We start from the raw sequence: 20,215 nt of genomic DNA, 5'->3' as shown, positions 1-20,215 counted from the left end.
GCCCCGGATCCCTGAGGCTTTTGCTGTGTTTTATAAAATTCCGTAGGGGGCTATATGAAAGAGATCAAGGTAGGTCTTCTCGGCTTCGGCACCATCGGCGCCGGTGTCGTCAAACTACTCCGCGAAAACCGCTCCATTATCGAAGAAAAAACCGGCGCCACCGTGTCGCTGAAGAGCGTCGCCGATCTGGATATCACGAGAGACCGCGGCGTCTCCACCGAAGGGATCAATCTCACCACCTCCGCTGACGAGGTGCTGAACGACCCCGAGATCTCGGTGGTGATAGAGCTGATGGGTGGCTACGAGCCCGCCCGCACCTTCGTGCTGAAGGCGCTGAAAAACGGCAAGCACGTGGTGACCGCCAACAAGGCGCTTCTGGCGGTGCACGGCCAGGAGATCTTTGCCGCGGCGAAGGAAAGCGGCGTCGAGGTGCTCTTCGAGGCTGCCGTCGGCGGCGGGATCCCGGTCCTCTCCGCCATCAAGGGTAACCTGGCGGCCAATCGCTTTTCCACCGTCCTCGGCATCGTGAACGGCACCTGCAACTATATCCTCACCCGCATGACCCAGGAAGGCGCCGACTTCGCCGACGTGCTGAAGAAGGCCCAGGAGAAGGGGTATGCGGAGGCGAATCCCACCTTCGACATCGAAGGGGTCGACACCGCCCACAAGCTCTGCCTCCTCCTCTCCCTCTGCTTCGGCACGAGGATCGACCTGAAGGACATCCACACCGAGGGGATCACCTCCGTGTCGAGCGTGGATGTGGAGTTCGCGAAATCACTCGGGTACCGCATCAAGCTCCTCGCCATCGGCAAGCGCGACGGCGAGCGGATCGAGGCGCGCGTCCATCCGACCATGATCCCGCAGGACTACCCGCTGGCAGACGTGCACGGCGTATTCAACGCGATCCGTCTCACCGGCGACTTTGTGGGCGCCGTCATGTTCTACGGCAGGGGCGCCGGGATGGATGCCACCGCGAGCGCCGTCGTCGGCGACGTCGTCGATCTCTCCCGGAACATCCTGGCGTGCATCTCCCGCCGCGTAGCACCGCTTAGCTACCTCGACGAGAAGGTCGTCACCCTGCCGATCAAGCCGATGGGGGAGATCGTCAGCAAGTACTACATCCGTTTCAGCGCGGTGGACAGCCCGGGCGTCCTCGCCCGCATCGCCGGCGCCCTTGGCGACGCCGGGATCAGCATCGCCTCCATGGTGCAGACCGCCAAGAACGGCGAGGGTGAGACCGAGACCGTGCCGATCGTCATCGTGACCCACGAGGCGGCGGAGGCCCAGGTGCAGCAGGCGCTCGGCCAGATCGACGCATTCGACGTCATCCGCGAGAAGAGCTGCTTCATCAGGATCGAGGACAACCTGGAATAAGCAGTAAACGAAAAGCGAAAAGCTTTGTCCGCAGATTACGCAGATTTACGCAGATTGAAAAAACGAGGGGAAGACAAGGGCATATTAGCCGTTTTGTCTTCCCCTTCTTTTCTGCTTTTTTTGCTGCTTTTTATTAGTTGTAATCTGCGGACAAAACTAAAGCTTTAATGCCTTTGCTTTTAAATCTGCGTCAATCTGCGTAATCTGCGGACAGAGAGCCTTTAGCCTTTCTCGTACTTCTCCACGATCGCCCGGTAGTGCGCCTCGAGTCCCGCCGCGCTCTTCTCCTCGGCGCTCCGGTACCTCCGGTTTATCTCTTCACGCTTCTCGTCAGGAATCACCCGCTCGGCCAGGGGGTAGAGAATGGTGTCCTCCCTGTCGATATGTCCGCGCAACAGCTCCAGGTACCCGAGCGCGCTCTCCGCGATCTCCGCGTCCTGCCCCGGCTCCCCGTCGAGCGCCCGCTGCGCCGCCTTCTCCATGCGCCGTACGAACTCCCTCCCTGCGTCGTGCTCCATCAGCATCGCCGCTACCGGGCTGTTCTCCCGCGGCATGCCATTTTCCACCAGCGCCTCGAAGAGGACGTCCTCTTCCTTCGCATGATGAAACCTGTCGGCGAAGTTGCGGATGAAGTCGACGCCGTCGAGGTAGAAGCGGTAGTCGGAGAATTTGCCGGCCGCGGTCAGGTTCGCGTTTTTCTCGAGAAGCGCCAGCATCCTCAGGATCAGCTGGTGCTCGTCCTTCAGTCTCTGGGTGATGTCCTCTTTCATGGCTCTAATTTCTCCTTTCGCCATTGACCCCGATGATCACCGTCTCCACCGGGACATTCTTCCCGGAAAGCTCCAGCGCCTGCCGTACCAGCACATCGAGGCCGCGGCAGCACGGAACTTCCATGATGGCGATGGTGAGGCTCTTTACCTCGTTTTCCTTCAGTATAGTCGCAAGCTTCTCCACATAGGGAGCGGTGTTGTCCAGTTTCGGGCAGGCGATCGCCAGAGCCTTCCCCTTCAGCAGGTCGGCGTGGAAGCTCCCGAGTGCGAAAGCGACGCAGTCGGCGGCGACCAGGATGTCGCTGTTCTGGAACCAGGGAGCGGTGGGGGGCACCAGGTGCAGCTGAACCGGCCACTGCCGCAGCTCGGAAGGCGCCTTTCCGGTTGCCTCGGCCGGCGCGGACTCCACTCTCTCGATAACTCTTGCCATGCTGCCGGGGCAGCCACATCCTGTATGTGCCATTGTCTCAGCTCCTTTATCTATTTCTACGCTCTTTTTGGTATATGGTCGCGCCGGCCGTCTCTGCCGGTGTGGGATAACGCCTTTGCCTGCCTCACTTCTGCTCATTGCTGCTGTCCAGGTACTGGTTGACCTCTGCCTCGATCTTCGCCTCGTCCTCTTTGGAGAGGCCGTGAATGGCGACTACATCTTTCAAAAGGCAGATGCCGACCTTGCAGGTGACGCAGCCTATCTCGAATCTGTTCAGGATCTCGCCGATTGCCGGATGCTTCACCATGACGTCCTGTATCGCTTTCTCGCCCAAACCGTCTCTGAATTCCATCGTCGTCTCCTCCGTAATCCGTCGTTGAAGTGACAATAGCGGTTTCCGCGAAAATCTTTTATGACGTTTGTCAAAAGTTGTGTATTGTCTTACCTTGTTGAAAAGAACCCCCTGCTTTGTGCCGGGAACCGTAGCATCTCAGATGCAGAACCCTGCTTTGTGCCGGGAACGCCTGCGGCTTATCCCGGCCTACAGTCACAGGGCGCACCTGGATTCCCATCTCGTTCCCAAGCTCCAGCTTGGGAATGCAGTTGCCCGCGAGGCTCCGCCTCGCCAAGGACAGTGTGTTCCGCTGACGCGGTGCGAAGCCGGAGCATCGCGAGCAGGTACGTTCCCAAGGTGGACCTTGGGAACGAGCATGTTCAGCATGACTCCCCCCTATGGGGCTGAAGAGGTAGCGATATGAACAAGAGAATAGCAATCCTGACCGGAGGGGGCGACTGCCCGGGACTGAACGCGGTCATACGCGGTGTGGTGAAGTCCGCTACCTTGCGGGGGTGGGACGTGGTCGGCATCGAGGACGGCTTCGAGGGGTTCCTCCACGCGGAGAAGTGCCGCCCGCTGACCTGGGACGACGTGCGCGGCATCCTGCCACGGGGGGGCACGATCCTCGGCACCAGCAACCGCGGCAATCCCTTTGCCTTCCCTATCGTGCGCGAGGGGAAGGTCGAGGTGGTGGACGTCACTGAGGAGATACTCTCCCGCATCGCCTGCCTCGACATAGATGGGCTCATCGTTGTCGGCGGCGACGGCTCGCTGAAGATCGCCCTTGAGCTCATGGGCCGCGGCATCCCCATCGTCGGGGTGCCAAAGACGATCGACAACGACCTCATGGAGACGGACGTCACCTTCGGTTACAACACGGCGGTGGAGACCGCGACCGACGCACTGGACAAGCTCCACTCCACAGCCGAGAGCCACCACCGGGTCATGGTGCTGGAGGTCATGGGGCGCTACGCCGGCTGGATTGCCCTTGAATCGGGTATCGCTGGGGGGGCGGACGTCATTCTTATCCCCGAGATTCCGTACGACATCGAGGCGATCTGCGAGTCGCTGCGGGTACGCAAGAGGCGGGGGAGCCGCTTCAGCCTCGTGGTGGCGGCGGAAGGGGCCTTTCCCCGCGGCGGCGGGAGGATCGTGCGCCACGCAGGCACGGCCGGGACGCTGGAGCGCCTCGGCGGGGTGGGGGAGCTCATCGCCCACGAGATAGGGAGCCGTCTCGATGTGGAGACCCGCGTCACCGTCCTCGGGCACCTGCAGCGCGGCGGGTCCCCTTCCACCTTCGACCGCTGCCTCGGCAGCCGCTTCGGCGTGAAGGCGGTGGAGATGGTGGAGCGCGGCGAATTCGGGCACATGGCCTGCCTCAGGGGGACGAAGATCCTTTCGGTCTCCATCGAGGAGGCGGTGCGCGCCCCGCACCTGGTCGACCCGGATGGGGATATGGTGCGGCACGCCGAAAGCCTGGGGATCATGCTGGGGCGCTAGGTAACGTTAGAGTTGACTTTGACCTCCCTTCGCCTTAGACTGCTGCGAGCCTCGCTCCAGAGGCATCACGGCAGGATATGGCGGAGGAATCCCCTGGTGATCAAAACAAGACGTATCAAGGATGCCAGCAGAAGCCAGCTCTACGCGCTTTCCGGCTTCTGTCTCGGCATTCTCGCCCCAATCGGCTGGACCCTCCTGAGACTTCTCTTCTTTTCCGACCCCACGGTACCACTGGTTTCACAGATCTTCACCGACATGCGCCAGAGCACCCAGTCGATGGCTCTGTACGCCTACATGGGGGGCGGGACGGCCTTTGTCCTTGCCACCTTCGGCTACTTCATCGGGAAAGCTGCGGACGAGCTCGAGGCGCGCGGCGCGAAGCTCGATCGACTGGTGCAGGAAGTCGACTCGCAGAAGCGGCTCTTTGAGAACCGCTACAAGGTCCTCGACAACAACATCAAGAGCTTTCACAAGATAAGCAACCGGATCCAGAAGACTCTCAGCGAGGAGGACGTCCTCTCCCTGTGCGTGGAGGGTCTGCACAAGGTGCTGGGGTACGAGCGGGTGAACGTCCTCATGGTGAACGAGGAGCGCCGCTGCCTTACCTTCGCCCACTGCGCAGGAAACGACGCCTCGTCGGTGGCGGAGGTGGAGCTCCCCCTCGACCACCGCTCCGGTGTGATCAACAAGTGCTACCAGGAAAAGCGGGTCTTCTACATCACGGACATCGACAAGTATCCCCCCGACTTCCTGCTGCAGCCCCCCTACGACAGGGTGAGCCCGCTGCGTTCCTCCTGTTTCATCCTCTGCCCCATCATCGTGAAGGGTGAGGTCGTGGGGATCTTCGGGCTGGACAACAAGAAGAGCCACCGGACGCTGAACGATACCGATGTCGATACCTTGAAACTCTTCGCCGACCAGGCGTCCTCCGCCTTCACGAGGATCGACCTTCTGAGCTCCATCGACCGCCTCACTCTCGAGCTCGGGAAGACCTTCTCGGAGCTCCTGAAAAGCCGCGAGGGGTACTCCCGGAATCTCAGCCAGCTGAAGGGGGGGGTCCATTCTCTCGCCGAGGGTGCCGTGAAGATCGACGCCGCGACCCATGCGGTCATGGATTCTGTCGAAGGTGCGAGCGCTTCAGCGGCGGAGATCTCCGTCGCCACCGACCAGATCACCCAGAACCTCGAAACCCTCTCCGATTCGGTGCACAAGTCCATCTCCGCGATGGAGCAGATCACGGCGAGCCTGAGGCAGGTGGAGAGCAACACCGCGGTCTCCAACAGCCTCTCGGCCGAGGTGAAAACCCAGTCCGAGATCAGCCGCAAAGTCGTGCAGGAGACGATTGACTCACTCGCCGAGATACAGCGCTCGGTCGAGCTCTCCTACGAGGGGATCCGCAAGCTCTCCGCCAACAGCGGCCGGATCGAGGGGATCGTCAGCGTCATCAACGACATCACCAAGCGCACGAACCTCCTCGCCTTGAACGCCTCCATCATCGCGGCGCAGGCGGGGGAGTACGGCAAGAGCTTTGGCGTCGTCGCCGACGAGATCAGGAACCTCTCGCTGCAGACCGGCATCTCCACCGGCGAGATCACCAGCATCATCGAAGAGATCATGACCGACTCCCGAAACGCCACCGAGAACGTCACCGCCACGAAGGACCTCGTGAAGAAAGGGGTGGAACTCGGGCACGAGACCGGGAAATCCCTCGGCACGATCCTGCAGAGCGCCCAGAAGGCGATGGTCATGACGGAGCAGGTCATGAACGCTACGAAGGAGCAGAGCGGGGCGGTAACGATGGTGAGCCAGTCTATCGAGGAGGTCGGGAGCCTCACCGCGCAGATCGCGAAGGCTTCGAAGGAGCAGACCCTCGCAACGAAGAGCATTGCCCGCGCGCTGGAGCACGTGAAGGAGCAGGCGCACGAGGTGGCCGGTTCCGCCGCACGTCAGACTTCGGACAGCGCAGAGATCAGGAAGGCGGTGGAGTCCGTCTCCACCATGGGGGACTCCATCTTCGAAGGAATGGAACAGCGTCAGCAGGAGAGCAGTGCCGTGGTGCGGGATCTGGAGCAGCTGCGCGCTACAGCGCTCTAACAAAGGGGTGGACGCGACCCTTTTTCTATGATAACTAGGTAACGGTGTTTGGCCCGCTATACTTAACTGCTAAGTGGAGCCGCTAAAGACACACACCAGATCACAGTCATACCGCCTGGATTCCGCGAGGAACCGGTACGGGAAAGCGATAGCTGAAAGAGAGTAGGGGGTGCCTTTCCACGGCGCTCTTGTAACTTTTGGGCGTCTTCCTTTGCCGGAGGCGCCTTTTTTATTTTGGGGAGTGCTGCCAATGCAGAAGAAAAAGACCATTCTGGACCTGCAACGGATGAAGTCGGAAGGGGAGCGGATAGCGGTCCTTACCTGCTACGACTACCCTACCGCCGTGATCGTGGACCGCTGCGGGATCGACGTCATCCTCGTCGGCGACTCGGTGGGGGTGGTGGTGGCCGGCTACGACAACACGCTCCCCGTCACCATGGAGGAGATGATCTACCACACGAAGGCGGTCATGCGGGCGCGCCCCCAGGCCCTTGTGGTGGCGGATCTTCCTTTCCTCTCCTACCAGACCGATCTCGCGGCGGCGCGGCTGAACGCAGGTCTTCTCCTCAAAGACGGCGGCGCCGCAGCGGTGAAGCTGGAGGGCGGGGTCAACATCGCCCCGGCTATTCGGGCCATCACCGAGATCGATATCCCGGTCATGGCGCACATCGGTCTCACCCCGCAGTCGCTGCACCGGATGGGTGGCTTCCGCGTCCAGGGGAAAGGGGAGGAGCAGGCCGAGAAGCTTCTCGCCGACGCCCTTGCCGTGCAGGAGGCGGGGGCTTTCGCCGTCGTCCTCGAATGCATCCCGGCTCCCCTTGCCGCCCGCATCACCGCCGAGCTCTCCATCCCCACCATCGGGATCGGCGCCGGCGTTTCCTGCGACGGGCAGGTCCTTGTGCTGCACGACATCCTGGGGCTTTGCGAGAAGTACTCGCCGAAGTTCGTGAAGCGCTATGCCGAGGTCGGACCGATCATTTCCGAGGCGGTCTCCAGCTACATCTCCGAGGTGCGGCAGGGCGCCTTTCCGGAGGAAGGACACTCGTTCTCATGATAGAAACGATCGATACCATACAGGAAATGCGGCGCTTCCTCGCCGGGCGGGACGGACTCGTCGCGCTCGTCCCCACCATGGGATACCTGCACGAGGGGCACGCCTCCCTGATGCGCGAGGCGCGGCGCCGCGCCGACACGGTGGTGGCGAGCGTCTTCGTGAACCCGATCCAGTTCGGGGTCGGCGAGGATCTGGAGAGCTACCCGCGCGACCTGGAGAGGGACCGCCTGATTGCCGGGGAGGCGGGAGCCGACGTCATTTTCGCCCCCACGGTCGCCGAGATGTACCCGCAGGGGTACCAGAGCTTTGTAAACGTGGAAGGTATCACCGGCCGCCTGTGCGGCGCGAGCCGCCCCGGCCATTTCCGTGGCGTGACGACGGTGGTGACGAAGCTCCTGAACATCGTGCAGCCGGGCATTGCCCTTTTCGGGATGAAGGACTTCCAGCAGCTCGCCGTGATCCGCACGATGGTGGCGGATCTGAATATGAACGTGGAGATCGTGGGGATGCCGATCGTGCGCGAGCCGGACGGGCTTGCCTTGAGCTCCCGCAACGCGCGGCTCGACGACGCACAGCGAAAGAGCGCTCTTTGCCTGTCGCGTGCGCTTTTTGCCGCGAAGGAGGCCTTCTCACGCGGCGAGAGAAGCGCGGCGACCCTTTCGGCGCTCGCGTTGGCGCCGATCGGCGCGGAGGTAGAGGCGCAGGTCGATTATCTCGAGCTGTGCGACTCCGCGACGCTGGAGCCGGTAACGACGGCCGACGAGAAGACCCTCCTTGCACTGGCGGTGAAAATCGGCACGGTGCGCCTTATCGACAACTGCATTTTAGGAGAAGAGTAGCGATGGAAAGACGGATGCTAAAGAGCAAGATCCACCGTGCCACGGTGACCGGGGCGGACCTGCACTACGAGGGGAGCATCACCATAGACCTCAACCTCATGGAGGCGGCGGACATCCTGCCGTACGAGGCGGTGTGCATCTGGGACGTGAACAACGGCAGCCGCTTCGAGACGTACGCCATCGAAGGGGAGCGCGGCTCCGGGGTGATCTGCATCAATGGCGCCGCTGCGCGCATGGTGGCGCCGAAGGACCTTGTCATCATCGCGAGCTTCGCCAGCATGTCCAACGAGGAGGCGCTGAAGCACGAGCCGAAACTCGTCTTTGTGGACCACCAGAACCGCATGCTCGAGTCGCGCAAGGAAGAGGCAGGGCAGGGGAAAGTGAAGAAGGTCGCCTGGTAGGTTACACGGCCCCCTTTTTGCGTTAAAATTTCAATGGGTTCTGCACTTTCTTCACCCCTATCGGATCACGTCATGCAGATCTTTTCCGCTTCCCAGATCCTTCCGGTCTCCTCACCCCCCATTTCCGGCGGCGCCATTGCGGTGCGCGACGGACGGATTGCGGCTGTCGGAACGGTCGAGGAGCTGAAAGCGAGCTGCGGCGGCCCCGTCACCGACTTCCCCGGCTGCACCATCATGCCGGGGCTGGTGAACGCCCACACCCACCTCGAGCTTACCCACTTCCCCTCCTGGAAGGTCAGGAAGGACCTGGACTACCTCCCGAAGAGCTACGTACAGTGGGTCTCCCAGTTGGTGAAGATCAGGCGCGCCCTTTCCCGGGAGGAACTGGAGCACTCCGTCCACGAGGGGATCAGGCTGTGCATCGAGTCGGGCACCACCACGATCGGGGAGATCCTCACCGACTTCTCCCTCCTCCCGCTCTACGCCTCCTCCCCGCTCGGCGGCCGATATTTCCTGGAGGGGATCGGCCACGACCCACGCGGCTGCGCGGAGGTGCTGAAGCGTATGGAGGAGTCTCTGCAAAAGCCTGCAGGCAAATTCCTCCCCGGTCTCTCGCCGCATGCGCCCCATACCGTCTCCGGAACGCTCTTCACGGGGATGCACGAGCTATCCTGCAGATACGAGGCGAGGAAGGCGATCCACCTTTCGGAGTCGCGGGAGGAAGTCTCCTTCATGCACGACTCCACCGGCGATTTCGCCTCCATTCTGTACCCGGCGGCGCACTGGGAGGAATACCTCCCGAGCCCGCGGCGCACCACCTCCACCGCCTGGCTCGACTCTCTCGGCGTCCTCGACCGCGCGACAGCCGCAATCCACTGCGTGCACCTCACCCCCGCCGACGGCGCGATTCTCCGGGAGAGGGGGTGCTTCGTCGTCCTGTGCCCCCGCAGCAACGACCGGCTCAATGTCGGCTGCGCGCCGCACCACCTGCTGAAGAGGCTCGGCTTACCTCTGGCGATCGGCACCGATTCGCTCGCGAGCAACGACTCCATTTCGCTGTGGGACGAGATGCGCTACCTGAGGGCCCTGGCGCCGGACGACTTCAGCGCCGCAGAGCTCCTGGAGATGGCGACGCTGGGAGGTGCGCGGGCGCTCGGCCTGCAGGATGCGGTCGGCTCGCTGCAGGTCGGGAAGAGGGCGGATTTTCTTGTCCTTTCCCACCGCTCCTGCGAGGGATGCTCACTTCACCAGGCGCTTCTCGAGGCGAGCCGGCTGGAGGAGGTGTACATCTCCGGCGCCGCGTTCTCCCCCCTCTCTTAATTAACCATTTCCCCTCTGTCAATTTGCAGGGCAATCTGATAGGATGGCCGGCCTATGGGCGAAAAGCTGATTTGCAACAACAAGAAGGCGTTCCACGACTACTTCATCGAGGAGCGCTACGAGGCGGGGATAGTCCTTCAGGGGACCGAGGTGAAGTCGTTGCGAAACGGCAAGGCGAACCTCAACGACGCGTTCGCCACCGTGAAGCACGGCGAGGCCTTCCTGCACAACTTCCACATCCTGCCGTACGAGTTCGGCAACCGTGAGAACCACGACCCGGACCGCATGCGCAAGCTCCTCCTGCACAAGACGGAGATCGTGAAGCTTTTCGCGAAGATCCGGGAGCAGGGGTACACCATCGTGCCGCTGCGGATCTACTTCAAGGACGGGAAGGTGAAGGCGGAACTGGGGCTTGCAAAAGGTAAGAAGCTGCACGACAAGCGGGAGACACTGAAGAAGAAGGATATGCAGCGCGACATCGCGGTCGGGCTGAAGGAGCGCGACCGCGGCCGGTGATCCGCTCAGGCGACGGGGTAGCCGCACGCCCTGCATCTGCGGGCCTCGAGCGGGATGGTCTCCAGGCACTCGGCGCAGCTCTTCGTCGGCGCCGCCGGAGCAGGTTTTAGCAGCGCCTTGGTGATGAGAAAGACCACCAGGGCAATGAAGAAGAAATCGACCAGCGTCCCCAGGAGGTGGCCGTAGGCGATGGCGCTTTCGGTGACCTTCCCTTTTCCATCCACCACACTCCGCAGCACCAGCTTCGCCTCCCGCCAGTCCCCCGCCGGCAGAATCAGCCCGATGACCGGCATGAGGAGATCATCCACCACCCCCGACACGACCTTCCCTGTAGCAGCCCCGATGATGACGCCGACCGCCAGCGCCAGTGCATTCGACTTCGTCAGGAAAGACTTGAATTCCTGCAGCATATGCCCCCTCCTTTCTTGCGCATGTAAAAAGGGTGCGCACCTCCCGATGCGCACCCTCCAATTCACCTTCTACTTCTGGACGCAGTCGAAATTCGCGACAATCCTGCGGTTCTGCTGGCGACCTGCCGCTGTGGCATTGTCAGCTACCGGCTTCGCGAAGCCGTACCCCTTGACGCCGAGGCGGGACGGCTCGACGCCGAATTCCTTCACCAGGTAGTTCTTCACGCTCTGTGCACGCCGCTGCGAAAGCTTCTCGTTGAGTGCCTTGGAGCCCACGTTGTCGGTATGCCCCTCGATCACCCCTTTCACCTGCGGATACTCCTTCATGAACTTCGCGATCTTCGCGAGATCCTCCCTGTATTTCGCGGGGATCTCCGCCTTGCCGGTGGCGAAGTTTATGTTCAGCGTCACGCACAGCTGCTCCGGGGTCGGCGCGGGTGCCGGAGCCGGCGCCGCCACCACTACCTTCGTCGAGGCCTTCGCCGTCCCGCCATCCCCTGCGCAGTTGAGGGTATAGGCGGTGTCCGACTGTGGCGTCACTTCGATGGAACCTTGCGGCTGCACTGCGCCTATTCCGGGCTGCATGTCGCAGTTGTTCGCCTCTTGCGAGGACCACTGGAGCTTCGCCTTTTCACCCGGGGCAATCGTTGCCGGAATTGCAGTCAGGCTTGCCTGCGGCGGGGCTATCGGCAGGGCAACGGCAACCTGGGTCGCGCAGGTCGTCGTACCGCCGGGGCCGCTGCAGGAGAGGGTGTAGGAGGTGCTGTCGACGGGGGTGACCGCCATGGAGCCTTGCGGCTGCACCTTTCCGATCGCCGGCTCAAGGGTGCAGTCGGTGGCGTTTTGCGAGCTCCAGGCAAGGGTTGCACTCTCCCCTTTCTTGATCGAGGTCGGCGTGGCGGCAAGGGTGCTCGTCGGGGGCGCGGGTGGCGCAGGAGCGATCGGCTTTGCCTCCGGTGCGGGAGCCGGGGCGGGTGCTGCCTTTGCAACCGGAGCCGGCGTCATTCCGCCGAAGAGGAAGCTCAGCCCTGCGGTGTATTCCCAGTTGTACAGGGTCTTCTTCCCGAAGACGAAGAGCTGACGGGCGTCGGCGCGCAGCGCGACCGAGTCGGACAGGAAGTACTTCAAGCCCCCCCCGACGTTTGCCGTCGGCGCGGTGTTTCTGCTGGTCTGGTTCTGGTACAGGAGGTCGTTGCCATTCCGGGTGTCGAAGTCACCGCCATGCCCGATGGTGGTTCCCCCGCCCCCTGCCGCAAGATAGGGGACGAGCGGCCCGTCCGGCATCAGGTTGTAGAGAAAGTCAAGGCGGTAGGAGACCGCGTTGACGCTCCGGTCACCACCGCTCGATTTCTGGGTGGCGAGGTAGTTGCCGACCGCCTCCACCCCGAAATATTTGGTGAAGTCGTAGCCGAGGCGCAGCCCGTACACCGGCGCGGTTTCCAGATGCTGTTCGCCGTCAAAGGTGTAGCCGCCGACGAAGGGCGACACGGAAACAGCACCCGCTCGCTCCCCGGCGAGTACCGGTTGTGCCAGCATAAGAATGGCGGCAAGAGTGGAGATTGAAGAAACAAATTTTCTCATTGCAAAACCCCCCTTTCCTTCAGAATGTGTCTCGCGTACTCCGAGTACTGCAGCGACAGAGACATGCATAGTTCCAAGCGACTAAGTTTTATCACGTGGGAGGGTGAAGTCAAACTCGAGACGCTTTTTGAGACTCCGCTAATGCCCTCTTTTCTATGTCATGCGCGGACGATCGCTGTGCCGCTGCAAGAGAGAACGTGCTGGTAAAGACAACGAAGGGGCAAGCGTGGCGAAGCGTTTACATTGCAGAGAGAGCCGAAAGAGATGGAAGTCACTCCGGCCCAAACAGGAACGCGCTGGAGTCAATTCCTGGCGGGGGATTCTCCGATGGAAGAGGTCATTGAGGGCTTATTCTTTTCCTTCACATAGAAAAGGGTGCTGCGTCTTATCGTCTTGCCCATGGAATAGATTTCCAGCCTGATGCTGTACCAGCCGCTCGGGGCGTTGCGGGGGACCTTGATGAAGGCGTCGATGGTCCAGGTGCCGGCGCAGAAGGCCTGGTTGCTGACGTCGTGAAACACCTCCCTGCCGCGGTACAGCACCCTCCTGACCAGACGCCCATGCAGGACGTTGGACGGGGTGGCCGGGGAGTAGGCATAGCGTATGCGGTGATTCAGTTCCTCCCCCGGCCCGACCCGCTCCGGCAGCGCTCCGGTATCTTCCAGATAAATCACGTTTTTCTGGTAAGGGGGGCAGCAGAGCCTCTTCATGGTGGTCTCCGGAGATTCCACCATCTGTTGCCCGGGTCTGCGGGCCTTTACCACTTCCTGCTGGTATATCTCCTTCATCGAAACGCAGCCCTGGCACAGGACGGCGCCGCAGATCGCTGCTGCTACAGTCAATACGCGCGCGTTCATTTTCTGATACTCCAGGCGTCAAGTTCGTCAGGCGGCGGTGGCGCAACCGGTAGGGAGGCAGTCTCCGACCTTCTCGAGGAGGAAACCGTTTTCACTCTCTTCTTTTTGTGATGCACCTGAGTGGCTTTCTTTCTCTTCTCGGCCGCCGGCTGGGGTGTCGTTTCAGGGGCGGGTGCCGCCGGTGTCGGCTGGTCGACAACAGGAAGTGCCGTCGCCGGAGGAGGAATTTTCGGTGCTGAAGGAATCTCGGAGGCAACCTTTGGCACCGGGACGACGTGAACTTTTCCCCCCTGGATGAGCGTTTCCCTGTGCCGCCCCACGACTACGAAGAAGAGCAATACCACCATGACGACGAGAAGGACCCCGAATCCCTCGGTGCGCTCCAGGAATGACCGCGCCCTGGAAACCTTCGCGGGGCGCACTCCCCCTGTACCCTCCGCTTTCTGCCTTACTGCACGGGCGAACTCCTGCGCACTTCTGAACCTCTCTGCGGGATCGCGCGCCATCGCCTTTGCCAGGAGGTCTCGCAGTTCGGGAGGGACAGCCGCTTCCGCTTCCGCCTCAATGAGCGGCGCGCTCGGATCGGCGGTGTACGGCGGCTCCTTTCCGACCATCTTGCAGAGGACCGCCCCGATTCCATAAAGGTCGGCAGCCGCGCCCTGCGACACTCCGTCGGGATCTTCCGGCGGGAGATACGATTTGAGCTGAGGGTCATCGATCGCGGTCGCCCCGATGTAGGCGAGCTTTGCTCTCCCCTCGCTGGTGAGGTAGACGTTTCGTGGGGAGATGCGGCCATGTACGATCTGGTAGCGGTGCAGGTACTGCAGCGCGTCGAGAAGGCGCAGGCATAAAGCGAGCGCGGTGGCGGTGGGAAGGAGGCACTCCCTTTCCAGGAGATCTTCCAGCGTCTCGGGGAGATGCTCCGTCACGAGGTACAGGAAACCGTCACTTTCCTCGCAGAGCTCGATCTTCACCATGTGGCTCGGAGCCGCCTTCTTCAGGAAGGAAGCGTCCCGCAGGAACCGCGCTCTCGCCGCCGGGTCGGGAATGACGGAAAAGGGAATTTCCCTTATGACCACCTCCTGGTCCTTCGTCTTGTGGACGCCGGCGTAGACGGCACCCTCCCTACCGTCGGAGATCTTTTTTACAACCCAGTAGGACCCGATCTCTCTGTCAATCATGACATTACCCCAGGAGGTGCTGTCTCCGCGCGACGAAGGAGACTGGATATTTGGAAAAGATCCTGAAGAAGCGCGAGAGTGGATGCCGTCGGAGAAACCTGTTCTGTATTTCGGCACCCACCTGGAACGGAGAAGCTCCCAAAAAAAGAGTATTGTGCGGCCACGCCAAGTCAAGCCGGGAGGCCGCCTCAAAGAGTCTTGCCCGTTTTGGGGAAAGGTGATATGGTGTGGATGTAGTAAAAATCACAACAGTTATGGGGGTGTACTGGTTTCGACGGGGGTAAGAAGCGAAGGTTGCATGCCGAGGTCCGGGTGGCTCGTTAAACAATCCGGGGCGAATTAGACGCCGACAACTACGAATACGCTTTAGCAGCTTAATAACCTGCTAACGATCTGCCGACCCTCTCCCACGGGGAAGGACAGATCGTCATTTTAGTGGGATAGTTTCAGGGAGTGCCTGCGGCCCTGAGGCGAAACTTAGCGGGACCGCTTCTTCGGAATCCCGGCCTGTGGAGTCCGGAGTGGTTAAATCAAAAACAGGTATAAGCATGTAGACGCCTTCCGTGTACGACTTTCGGACGCGGGTTCGACTCCCGCCACCTCCACCATCCTTCGCCAAGGCTTCGGATGGCACGCCAGTGCCACTCCGGAGCCTTTCGCGTTTAAGGGCGAAGGATGCCCGCCGAAGCGGCATTTTCGCGAAGGCGGGCTTCACTTCCTTGCACGATATCTCATAGCTCAAATGACGGAGGTGAGAGGGCATGAAGTACGTCTACCTGCTCCAGAGCATTTCTAATCCTTCCCAGCGCTATGTTGGTCTCACTTCGGACCTCAAGAACAGATTAGCCGCGCACAATGCAGGTCAGTCCCCTCACACTTCAAAGTACCGTCCTTGGAAGATCATCACCTAGCACGCTTTTGTGGATGAGGCGAAGGCAGCCACGTTTGAAAGCTATCTTAAATCCGGCTCCGGGCTCGTGACTTTTGGGCGGAGTAGAGCGCCCTCTTTTTTCGGTCATGGCGGAATTGACACTCAACAACAAGATCTGGATGCTGATGCCGGCGCAACACGTTGGCTTATCCTATTGAAAATGTCCTTAATCAAACGTATAGTCACAGCCGCTTCACCTCAAGGGCTTTTCCCTCGTCAGAAGATCAAAAGTTGGGAGAGTGTAGATGAATAGACTTCTTGAAATAGGTTTTTCGCCCGTCGGTTCTTGGATCCTTTCTGAAGGCGAGCTGCAGTGTGAGTTGCACCGTGACTGCCGCAACACGAATGTCCTTTATGCCTTCGTTTCAGACGGAGAGGTCAAGTACATCGGCAAATCGATACGAACCTTAAGACAGAGAATGCAGGGATATCAGCGGCCTGGTGCAACGCAATCCACAAACATCAAGAACAACCTGCGCATTCGGGATTTGCTTGCTGGGGGCGCAGCAGTCCAGGTCCTCGCCCTTGTCGATAATGGCCATCTCCGTTACGGGCAGTTTCATCTGAATCTTGCTGCCGGCCTCGAGGATGACCTGATCCGCGTTCTGGATCCGGAATGGAATGGCGGCAAGAAGGAAGTTCTCCCTGCGCAAGAGCAGGCCAGAGTTGAAGAGCCTGTCACTGAGGATGAGCCTTTAGCCCAAGCGGAGTTCCGGTTCGTGCTACAGCAAACCTATTACAACCAAGGGTTCTTCAATGTTGGTGTCGATCATCAACACTACTTCGGCGGCGATGGGGAGAGGATAGAAGTTCAAGTAGGTACCTGTTCCACTCCTTTTGCTGGAACCATTAATAGAAGGGCCAATTCCAATGGCACGCCTCGTATCATGGTGGGATCGGCTCTCAAGACATGGTTTCAGGAGTGCTTCAACGTTCTGGACATAGTTGCCGTCGAAACCTTCTCTTCCAACTCCATCCGACTATGGAAAAGTGATGATGGCGCCAATCAGTAGAAACTAGCTACATTTTTGAAGTGTGACACTGCCACTATCAGTAACAGATATATGCAGTAAGCTCGGCATCGTGGTTCACCTCTGTCCGTAATATTTTCGAGGCGTGAGAATACCAGACGCGGCTTGATACCCGCCTCCTCCGCCAGAAGGTCCCAGTGCCTCAGCCTCAGTAGATGTTGCTATCCGAGCGCGGGTGTTGTATGTTTATTTTTCAGGGTGTACCCTGGTTTATCACTATATTTCATGTGCGCAGGGAGTTTTTCATAATCATGAGGGCAAAGTACGTCTTTTCAGGACCGGTGACGTTTTTTCAAGAGCGGGCGCTCCCGGAACGCGCGACCCCCGCCGGCTACGCCGCCCTCATCGATGCGTGTCGGCTGCGGGTGCCGTTGCCGAGAACGCTGACGGCGACTGGAGAACACCACCGGACCAGAACCGTGGCCGGCTGGCGCATCCTCACCCCCCGCCACGCGCCGTCGCCGGACCTGGAGGGGCACCTGACCTTCGCCCTCAAATACGAGGGGGTCGATCTCGCTGTCCTGAAGCGCCTGTTCCAGAAGGTGCAGCCGGGCGAAATCGAGGCCTTGGTACGGGCGAAGCCGACCGGGCGCTACACAAGGCGCATCTGGTTCCTGTATGAGTGGCTCATGGGAGCGCGCCTCGACCTCCCCGACGCTGTGTCGGGCGCGTACGAAGCGGCACTCGATCCGCAGCAGCAGTGGGCGACGCAGGGGGAGAATTCCCCCCGGCACCGCGTACGCAACAACCTACCCGGCACTCCGCAGTTCTGCCCCCTGGTCTACCGCACCGGTGCGTTGGAGGAGTTCGCCGCCCTCGATCTGGCGCGCCGCGCCCGGGAGGTCGTCGCCGCGGTGCCGCGGGACGTGCTCGCGCGGACCGCCGCCTTTCTGCTCCTGAAGGACTCCCGGTCGAGCTTCGCCATAGAGGGGGAACGCCCTCCCCACGACCGCATCCAGCGCTGGGGGCGCACCATCGGAGAGGCGGGGCGGAGGGCGATTGATCTCGATGAGCTTTTGCGCCTGCAAGCCATGGTAATCGGCGACGCGCGTTTCGTGCGTCTGGGGCTGCGCGAGGAGGGCGGGTTCGTCGGGGAGCACGAGCGGGATAGCCGCCTTCCTATCCCGGAGCATATCAGCGCCCGTCCGCAGGATCTCCCCTCCCTCATCGAGGGAATGACTGCGTTCGACCGCGGAGCCGCCCTTGAACTCGACGCGGGCATCGCCGCCGCTGCCCTCGCCTTTGGCTTTGTCTACGCCCACCCCTTTACCGACGGCAATGGTCGCATCCACCGCTATCTCATTCATCACGTGCTCGCCCGGCGCGGCTTCAATCCGGCAGGGGTGGTCTTTCCTGTTTCGGCCGCGGTCCTGGCGGAGATCGATAGCTACCGCCTAGTCCTGGAGGACTATTCCCGACGGCTGCTGCCGGTTATCGACTGGGTCCCGACGGCGGACGGCAACGTGGCGGTCCAGAACGACACCGCGGATTTCTACCGCTACTTCGACGCCACCCCCCACGCCGAATTTCTCTACGCCTGCGTAAAAAAGACCATAGAGGAGGATCTGCCGCGCGAGAGCGATTTCCTCAGACGCTACGACCTCTTTCGCTCCCGCACGGAGGTCGTGATCGACATGCCGGACCGCACCATCGACCTGCTGTTTCGCTTTCTGCACCAGAATGCGGGGAGGCTGTCGCGCCGCGCGAGGGAGAAGGAGTTCGGACAACTTACCGACGCTGAGGTCTCCTCCATCGAAACGGCTTACCTTGCATCGTTTCCGGAGGGATGGGAAGGGTAGCAAAGCCCCCGTCAAATATCCTGTATAACAACCGGTTATCTCTCCTGTTATCGGACGCCACCTCCACAAATCAAAGGTCGCCCCTGTCGGCGGTCCGGACGAAAAAGAAGGCCCCGGGACATTCTCTGGGGCCTTCTTTTATATTCCATCCTGCAATAGTTCAACGGGCGGAGGGATGTCCGCGCACCTTTTGCCTTCCCAACGGAAAGAGAGTTAAAATGGGTGACCAGTCTCTCAAGAGCGGAGTAAGTTCGAACGGTTGGAGGAGGTACGATGCCGAGGGAAAAAGTGAAAAGAGGTGCGGGATGGAATTTCGACAACAGCTATGCGCGGCTGCCGAGCACGCTGTTCTCCCGCGTGAATCCGACGCCGGTACGGTCGCCTGCCCTGGCTGTGCTCAATGACTCTCTGGCGGTGGTGCTGGGCCTGGTTCCCGAGGAACTGCAGGAGGGGGAGGGGCTGGCGGCACTTGCCGGCAATGCCATTCCTCAGGGCGCAATGCCCCTTGCTCAGGCCTACGCGGGACACCAGTTCGGCTACTTCACCATGCTCGGGGACGGCCGAGCCATCCTCCTTGGTGAGCAGATGACCCCTTCGGGGGAGAGAGTGGACATCCAGCTGAAAGGTTCCGGCACCACGCCGTACTCGCGCCGCGGCGACGGGCGCGCGTCACTGGGACCGATGCTGCGTGAGTGCATCATCAGCGAAGCCATGTACGCCTTGGGAATTCCCAGCACCCGCAGCCTCGCAGTAGTCTCTACGGGGGAATCGGTATGGCGCGAAATGGAAATGCCTGGCGCCATTCTGACCCGGGTGGCGGACAGTCATCTGCGCGTCGGGACCTTTCAATACGTCAACGGGTTGGGGAATCTGGAGGACCTCCGCGTGCTGGCGGAGTACACACTGAAGCGCCACTTTCCAGACGTCGAAGAGGACGGGGACCGCTACCTCTCGCTCCTTAAGGAAGTGATCAAGCGTCAGGCCGTGCTGATAGCAAAGTGGCAACTCGTCGGGTTCGTCCACGGAGTCATGAACACCGACAACATGGCGCTCAGCGGGGAAACGATCGATTACGGTCCGTGCGCCTTTATGGATGCCTACAATCCCGCGACGGTTTTCAGCTCTATCGACGCTGAAGGACGCTACGCTTATGGCAACCAGCCGCGCATCGCCACCTGGAATCTGACGCGCTTTGCGGAGACGCTGTTGCCTTTGCTGCACGCTGATCCGCAGACGGCCGTGAAACTAGCCGAGGAGGCCCTGTCGGAATTTCCCGAGCAGAGCCGGTCGCATTGGATGGCGGGAATGAGATCGAAGCTCGGCATTTTCAACGAGGAGGGTGAGGACGAAGCCCTGATCGAGCGGCTCCTGAAGTTGATGCACCGGTATCGTGCCGACTACACCAACACCTTTCGGGAGCTGATGGGAAATGATAGCGCAGGTAGCGCCCTTCACGGCACCTCCGAGTTCCAGCAGTGGCACGAGTCATGGCAGGCAAGGCTGGTGAGGCAGGCGGAGTCGCGCTCCTCGAGCCAGCTTTTGATGCGCAAAAGCAACCCGGCGCTGATCCCCCGCAACCATAGGGTAGAGGAGGTACTGGCCGCCGCAGTGCAGCAAGGTGATTACCGCCTGATGCACGAGTTTCTCAAGGCACTCTCCGATCCCTACGCGCACACTCCCGAACAAGCCCGCTACGCCACCCCGCCTGATGCGTCGGCTCCTCCGTACAGGACCTTTTGCGGGACCTGAGGATGGTGAATCAGAAAGAAACGGCTCCGGCTTGTTTACGG

19 protein-coding genes and 1 other RNA gene are annotated in these 20,215 nt (G+C 61.0%); 13 read left to right on the top strand and 7 right to left on the bottom strand.

What is annotated here, in order from left to right; translation table 11 throughout:
* The first annotated feature begins 54 nt into the window (after positions 1-54).
* Complete coding sequence (locus LPW11_RS03175) at positions 55-1,374, top strand: homoserine dehydrogenase (protein ID WP_230996682.1); 1,320 nt, start codon at positions 55-57, stop codon at positions 1,372-1,374.
* Between the two features lie 221 nt (positions 1,375-1,595).
* Here LPW11_RS03175 and LPW11_RS03170 read toward each other — a convergent pair whose 3' ends face one another.
* The 3 genes from LPW11_RS03170 to LPW11_RS03160 form a co-directional block, all read right to left on the bottom strand.
* On the bottom strand, positions 1,596-2,144 hold the full coding sequence (locus tag LPW11_RS03170; RefSeq protein WP_230996681.1) for a hemerythrin domain-containing protein: 549 nt from the start codon (positions 2,142-2,144) through the stop codon (positions 1,596-1,598).
* 4 nt (positions 2,145-2,148) lie between these two features.
* Positions 2,149-2,607, bottom strand: coding sequence for an iron-sulfur cluster-binding oxidoreductase (locus tag LPW11_RS03165; protein ID WP_230996680.1), 459 nt, complete (start codon positions 2,605-2,607; stop codon positions 2,149-2,151).
* A 91-nt stretch (positions 2,608-2,698) separates the two neighbouring features.
* Complete coding sequence (locus LPW11_RS03160) at positions 2,699-2,926, bottom strand: hypothetical protein (RefSeq protein ID WP_230996679.1); 228 nt, start codon at positions 2,924-2,926, stop codon at positions 2,699-2,701.
* Between the two features lie 402 nt (positions 2,927-3,328).
* On the opposite strand from LPW11_RS03160, the gene LPW11_RS03155 reads away from it, so the two are divergent.
* The 7 genes from LPW11_RS03155 to smpB all read left to right on the top strand — a co-directional run bounded on the left by LPW11_RS03155 (position 3,329) and on the right by smpB (position 10,635).
* Positions 3,329-4,411, top strand: a complete 1,083-nt coding sequence (locus LPW11_RS03155; RefSeq protein WP_230996678.1) for a 6-phosphofructokinase — start codon at positions 3,329-3,331, stop codon at positions 4,409-4,411.
* 96 nt (positions 4,412-4,507) lie between these two features.
* Positions 4,508-6,505 (top strand): methyl-accepting chemotaxis protein, encoded by a 1,998-nt coding sequence (locus tag LPW11_RS03150; RefSeq protein WP_230996677.1) that lies wholly within the window; start codon positions 4,508-4,510, stop codon positions 6,503-6,505.
* Positions 6,506-6,755: 250 nt separating this feature from the next.
* Positions 6,756-7,559: a 3-methyl-2-oxobutanoate hydroxymethyltransferase gene (panB, locus tag LPW11_RS03145; RefSeq protein WP_230996676.1), complete on the top strand. Its 804-nt coding sequence runs from the start codon at positions 6,756-6,758 to the stop codon at positions 7,557-7,559.
* Positions 7,559-8,398 (top strand): pantoate--beta-alanine ligase, encoded by an 840-nt coding sequence (gene panC, locus LPW11_RS03140; RefSeq protein WP_230998236.1) that lies wholly within the window; start codon positions 7,559-7,561, stop codon positions 8,396-8,398. The genes panB and panC overlap by 1 nt, the downstream gene beginning before the upstream one ends.
* A gap of 2 nt (positions 8,399-8,400) precedes the next feature.
* Complete coding sequence (panD, locus tag LPW11_RS03135) at positions 8,401-8,799, top strand: aspartate 1-decarboxylase (RefSeq protein ID WP_230996675.1); 399 nt, start codon at positions 8,401-8,403, stop codon at positions 8,797-8,799.
* A 72-nt stretch (positions 8,800-8,871) separates the two neighbouring features.
* On the top strand, positions 8,872-10,119 hold the full coding sequence (locus LPW11_RS03130) for an amidohydrolase family protein (protein WP_230996674.1): 1,248 nt from the start codon (positions 8,872-8,874) through the stop codon (positions 10,117-10,119).
* Positions 10,120-10,173: 54 nt separating this feature from the next.
* Entirely contained in the window at positions 10,174-10,635 is a 462-nt protein-coding gene (smpB, locus tag LPW11_RS03125; RefSeq protein WP_230996673.1) for an SsrA-binding protein SmpB, read from the top strand.
* Between the two features lie 5 nt (positions 10,636-10,640).
* Here the strand turns inward: smpB and mscL are convergent, their stop codons facing one another.
* The 4 genes from mscL to LPW11_RS03105 all read right to left on the bottom strand — a co-directional run bounded on the left by mscL (position 10,641) and on the right by LPW11_RS03105 (position 14,664).
* Complete coding sequence (gene mscL, locus LPW11_RS03120; protein ID WP_230996672.1) at positions 10,641-11,045, bottom strand: large conductance mechanosensitive channel protein MscL; 405 nt, start codon at positions 11,043-11,045, stop codon at positions 10,641-10,643.
* A 69-nt stretch (positions 11,046-11,114) separates the two neighbouring features.
* Positions 11,115-12,626 carry an OmpA family protein gene (locus LPW11_RS03115; RefSeq protein ID WP_230996671.1) on the bottom strand — a complete coding sequence of 504 codons (1,512 nt, stop codon included), beginning with the start codon at positions 12,624-12,626 and terminating at the stop codon, positions 11,115-11,117.
* Positions 12,627-12,928: 302 nt separating this feature from the next.
* Complete coding sequence (locus LPW11_RS03110; protein WP_230996670.1) at positions 12,929-13,483, bottom strand: hypothetical protein; 555 nt, start codon at positions 13,481-13,483, stop codon at positions 12,929-12,931.
* Positions 13,480-14,664: a serine/threonine protein kinase gene (locus LPW11_RS03105; RefSeq protein ID WP_230996669.1), complete on the bottom strand. Its 1,185-nt coding sequence runs from the start codon at positions 14,662-14,664 to the stop codon at positions 13,480-13,482. The genes LPW11_RS03110 and LPW11_RS03105 overlap by 4 nt, the downstream gene beginning before the upstream one ends.
* A gap of 256 nt (positions 14,665-14,920) precedes the next feature.
* Between LPW11_RS03105 and ssrA the strand changes: the two genes are divergently transcribed.
* The 5 genes from ssrA (at position 14,921) to LPW11_RS03085 (ending at position 20,174) form a co-directional block, all read left to right on the top strand.
* Positions 14,921-15,272, top strand: a transfer-messenger RNA (tmRNA) gene (ssrA, locus tag LPW11_RS03100).
* 153 nt (positions 15,273-15,425) lie between these two features.
* Positions 15,426-15,575: a GIY-YIG nuclease family protein gene (locus LPW11_RS22460; RefSeq protein ID WP_442899801.1), complete on the top strand. Its 150-nt coding sequence runs from the start codon at positions 15,426-15,428 to the stop codon at positions 15,573-15,575.
* Between the two features lie 265 nt (positions 15,576-15,840).
* The gene (locus LPW11_RS03095) at positions 15,841-16,608 is read left to right on the top strand and encodes a hypothetical protein (RefSeq protein WP_230996668.1); all 768 of its coding nucleotides are present in this window, start codon (positions 15,841-15,843) and stop codon (positions 16,606-16,608) included.
* A 299-nt stretch (positions 16,609-16,907) separates the two neighbouring features.
* The gene (locus tag LPW11_RS03090) at positions 16,908-18,425 is read left to right on the top strand and encodes a Fic family protein (RefSeq protein WP_230996667.1); all 1,518 of its coding nucleotides are present in this window, start codon (positions 16,908-16,910) and stop codon (positions 18,423-18,425) included.
* A 273-nt stretch (positions 18,426-18,698) separates the two neighbouring features.
* Positions 18,699-20,174 carry a protein adenylyltransferase SelO gene (locus tag LPW11_RS03085; RefSeq protein ID WP_230996666.1) on the top strand — a complete coding sequence of 492 codons (1,476 nt, stop codon included), beginning with the start codon at positions 18,699-18,701 and terminating at the stop codon, positions 20,172-20,174.
* Positions 20,175-20,215: the final 41 nt, after the last annotated feature.

Origin of the sequence: Geomonas sp. RF6, assembly GCF_021044625.1 — a bacterium.
Classification (GTDB): Bacteria; Desulfobacterota; Desulfuromonadia; order Geobacterales; family Geobacteraceae; genus RF6.
This window is presented reverse-complemented; position numbering and strand designations above follow the sequence as displayed.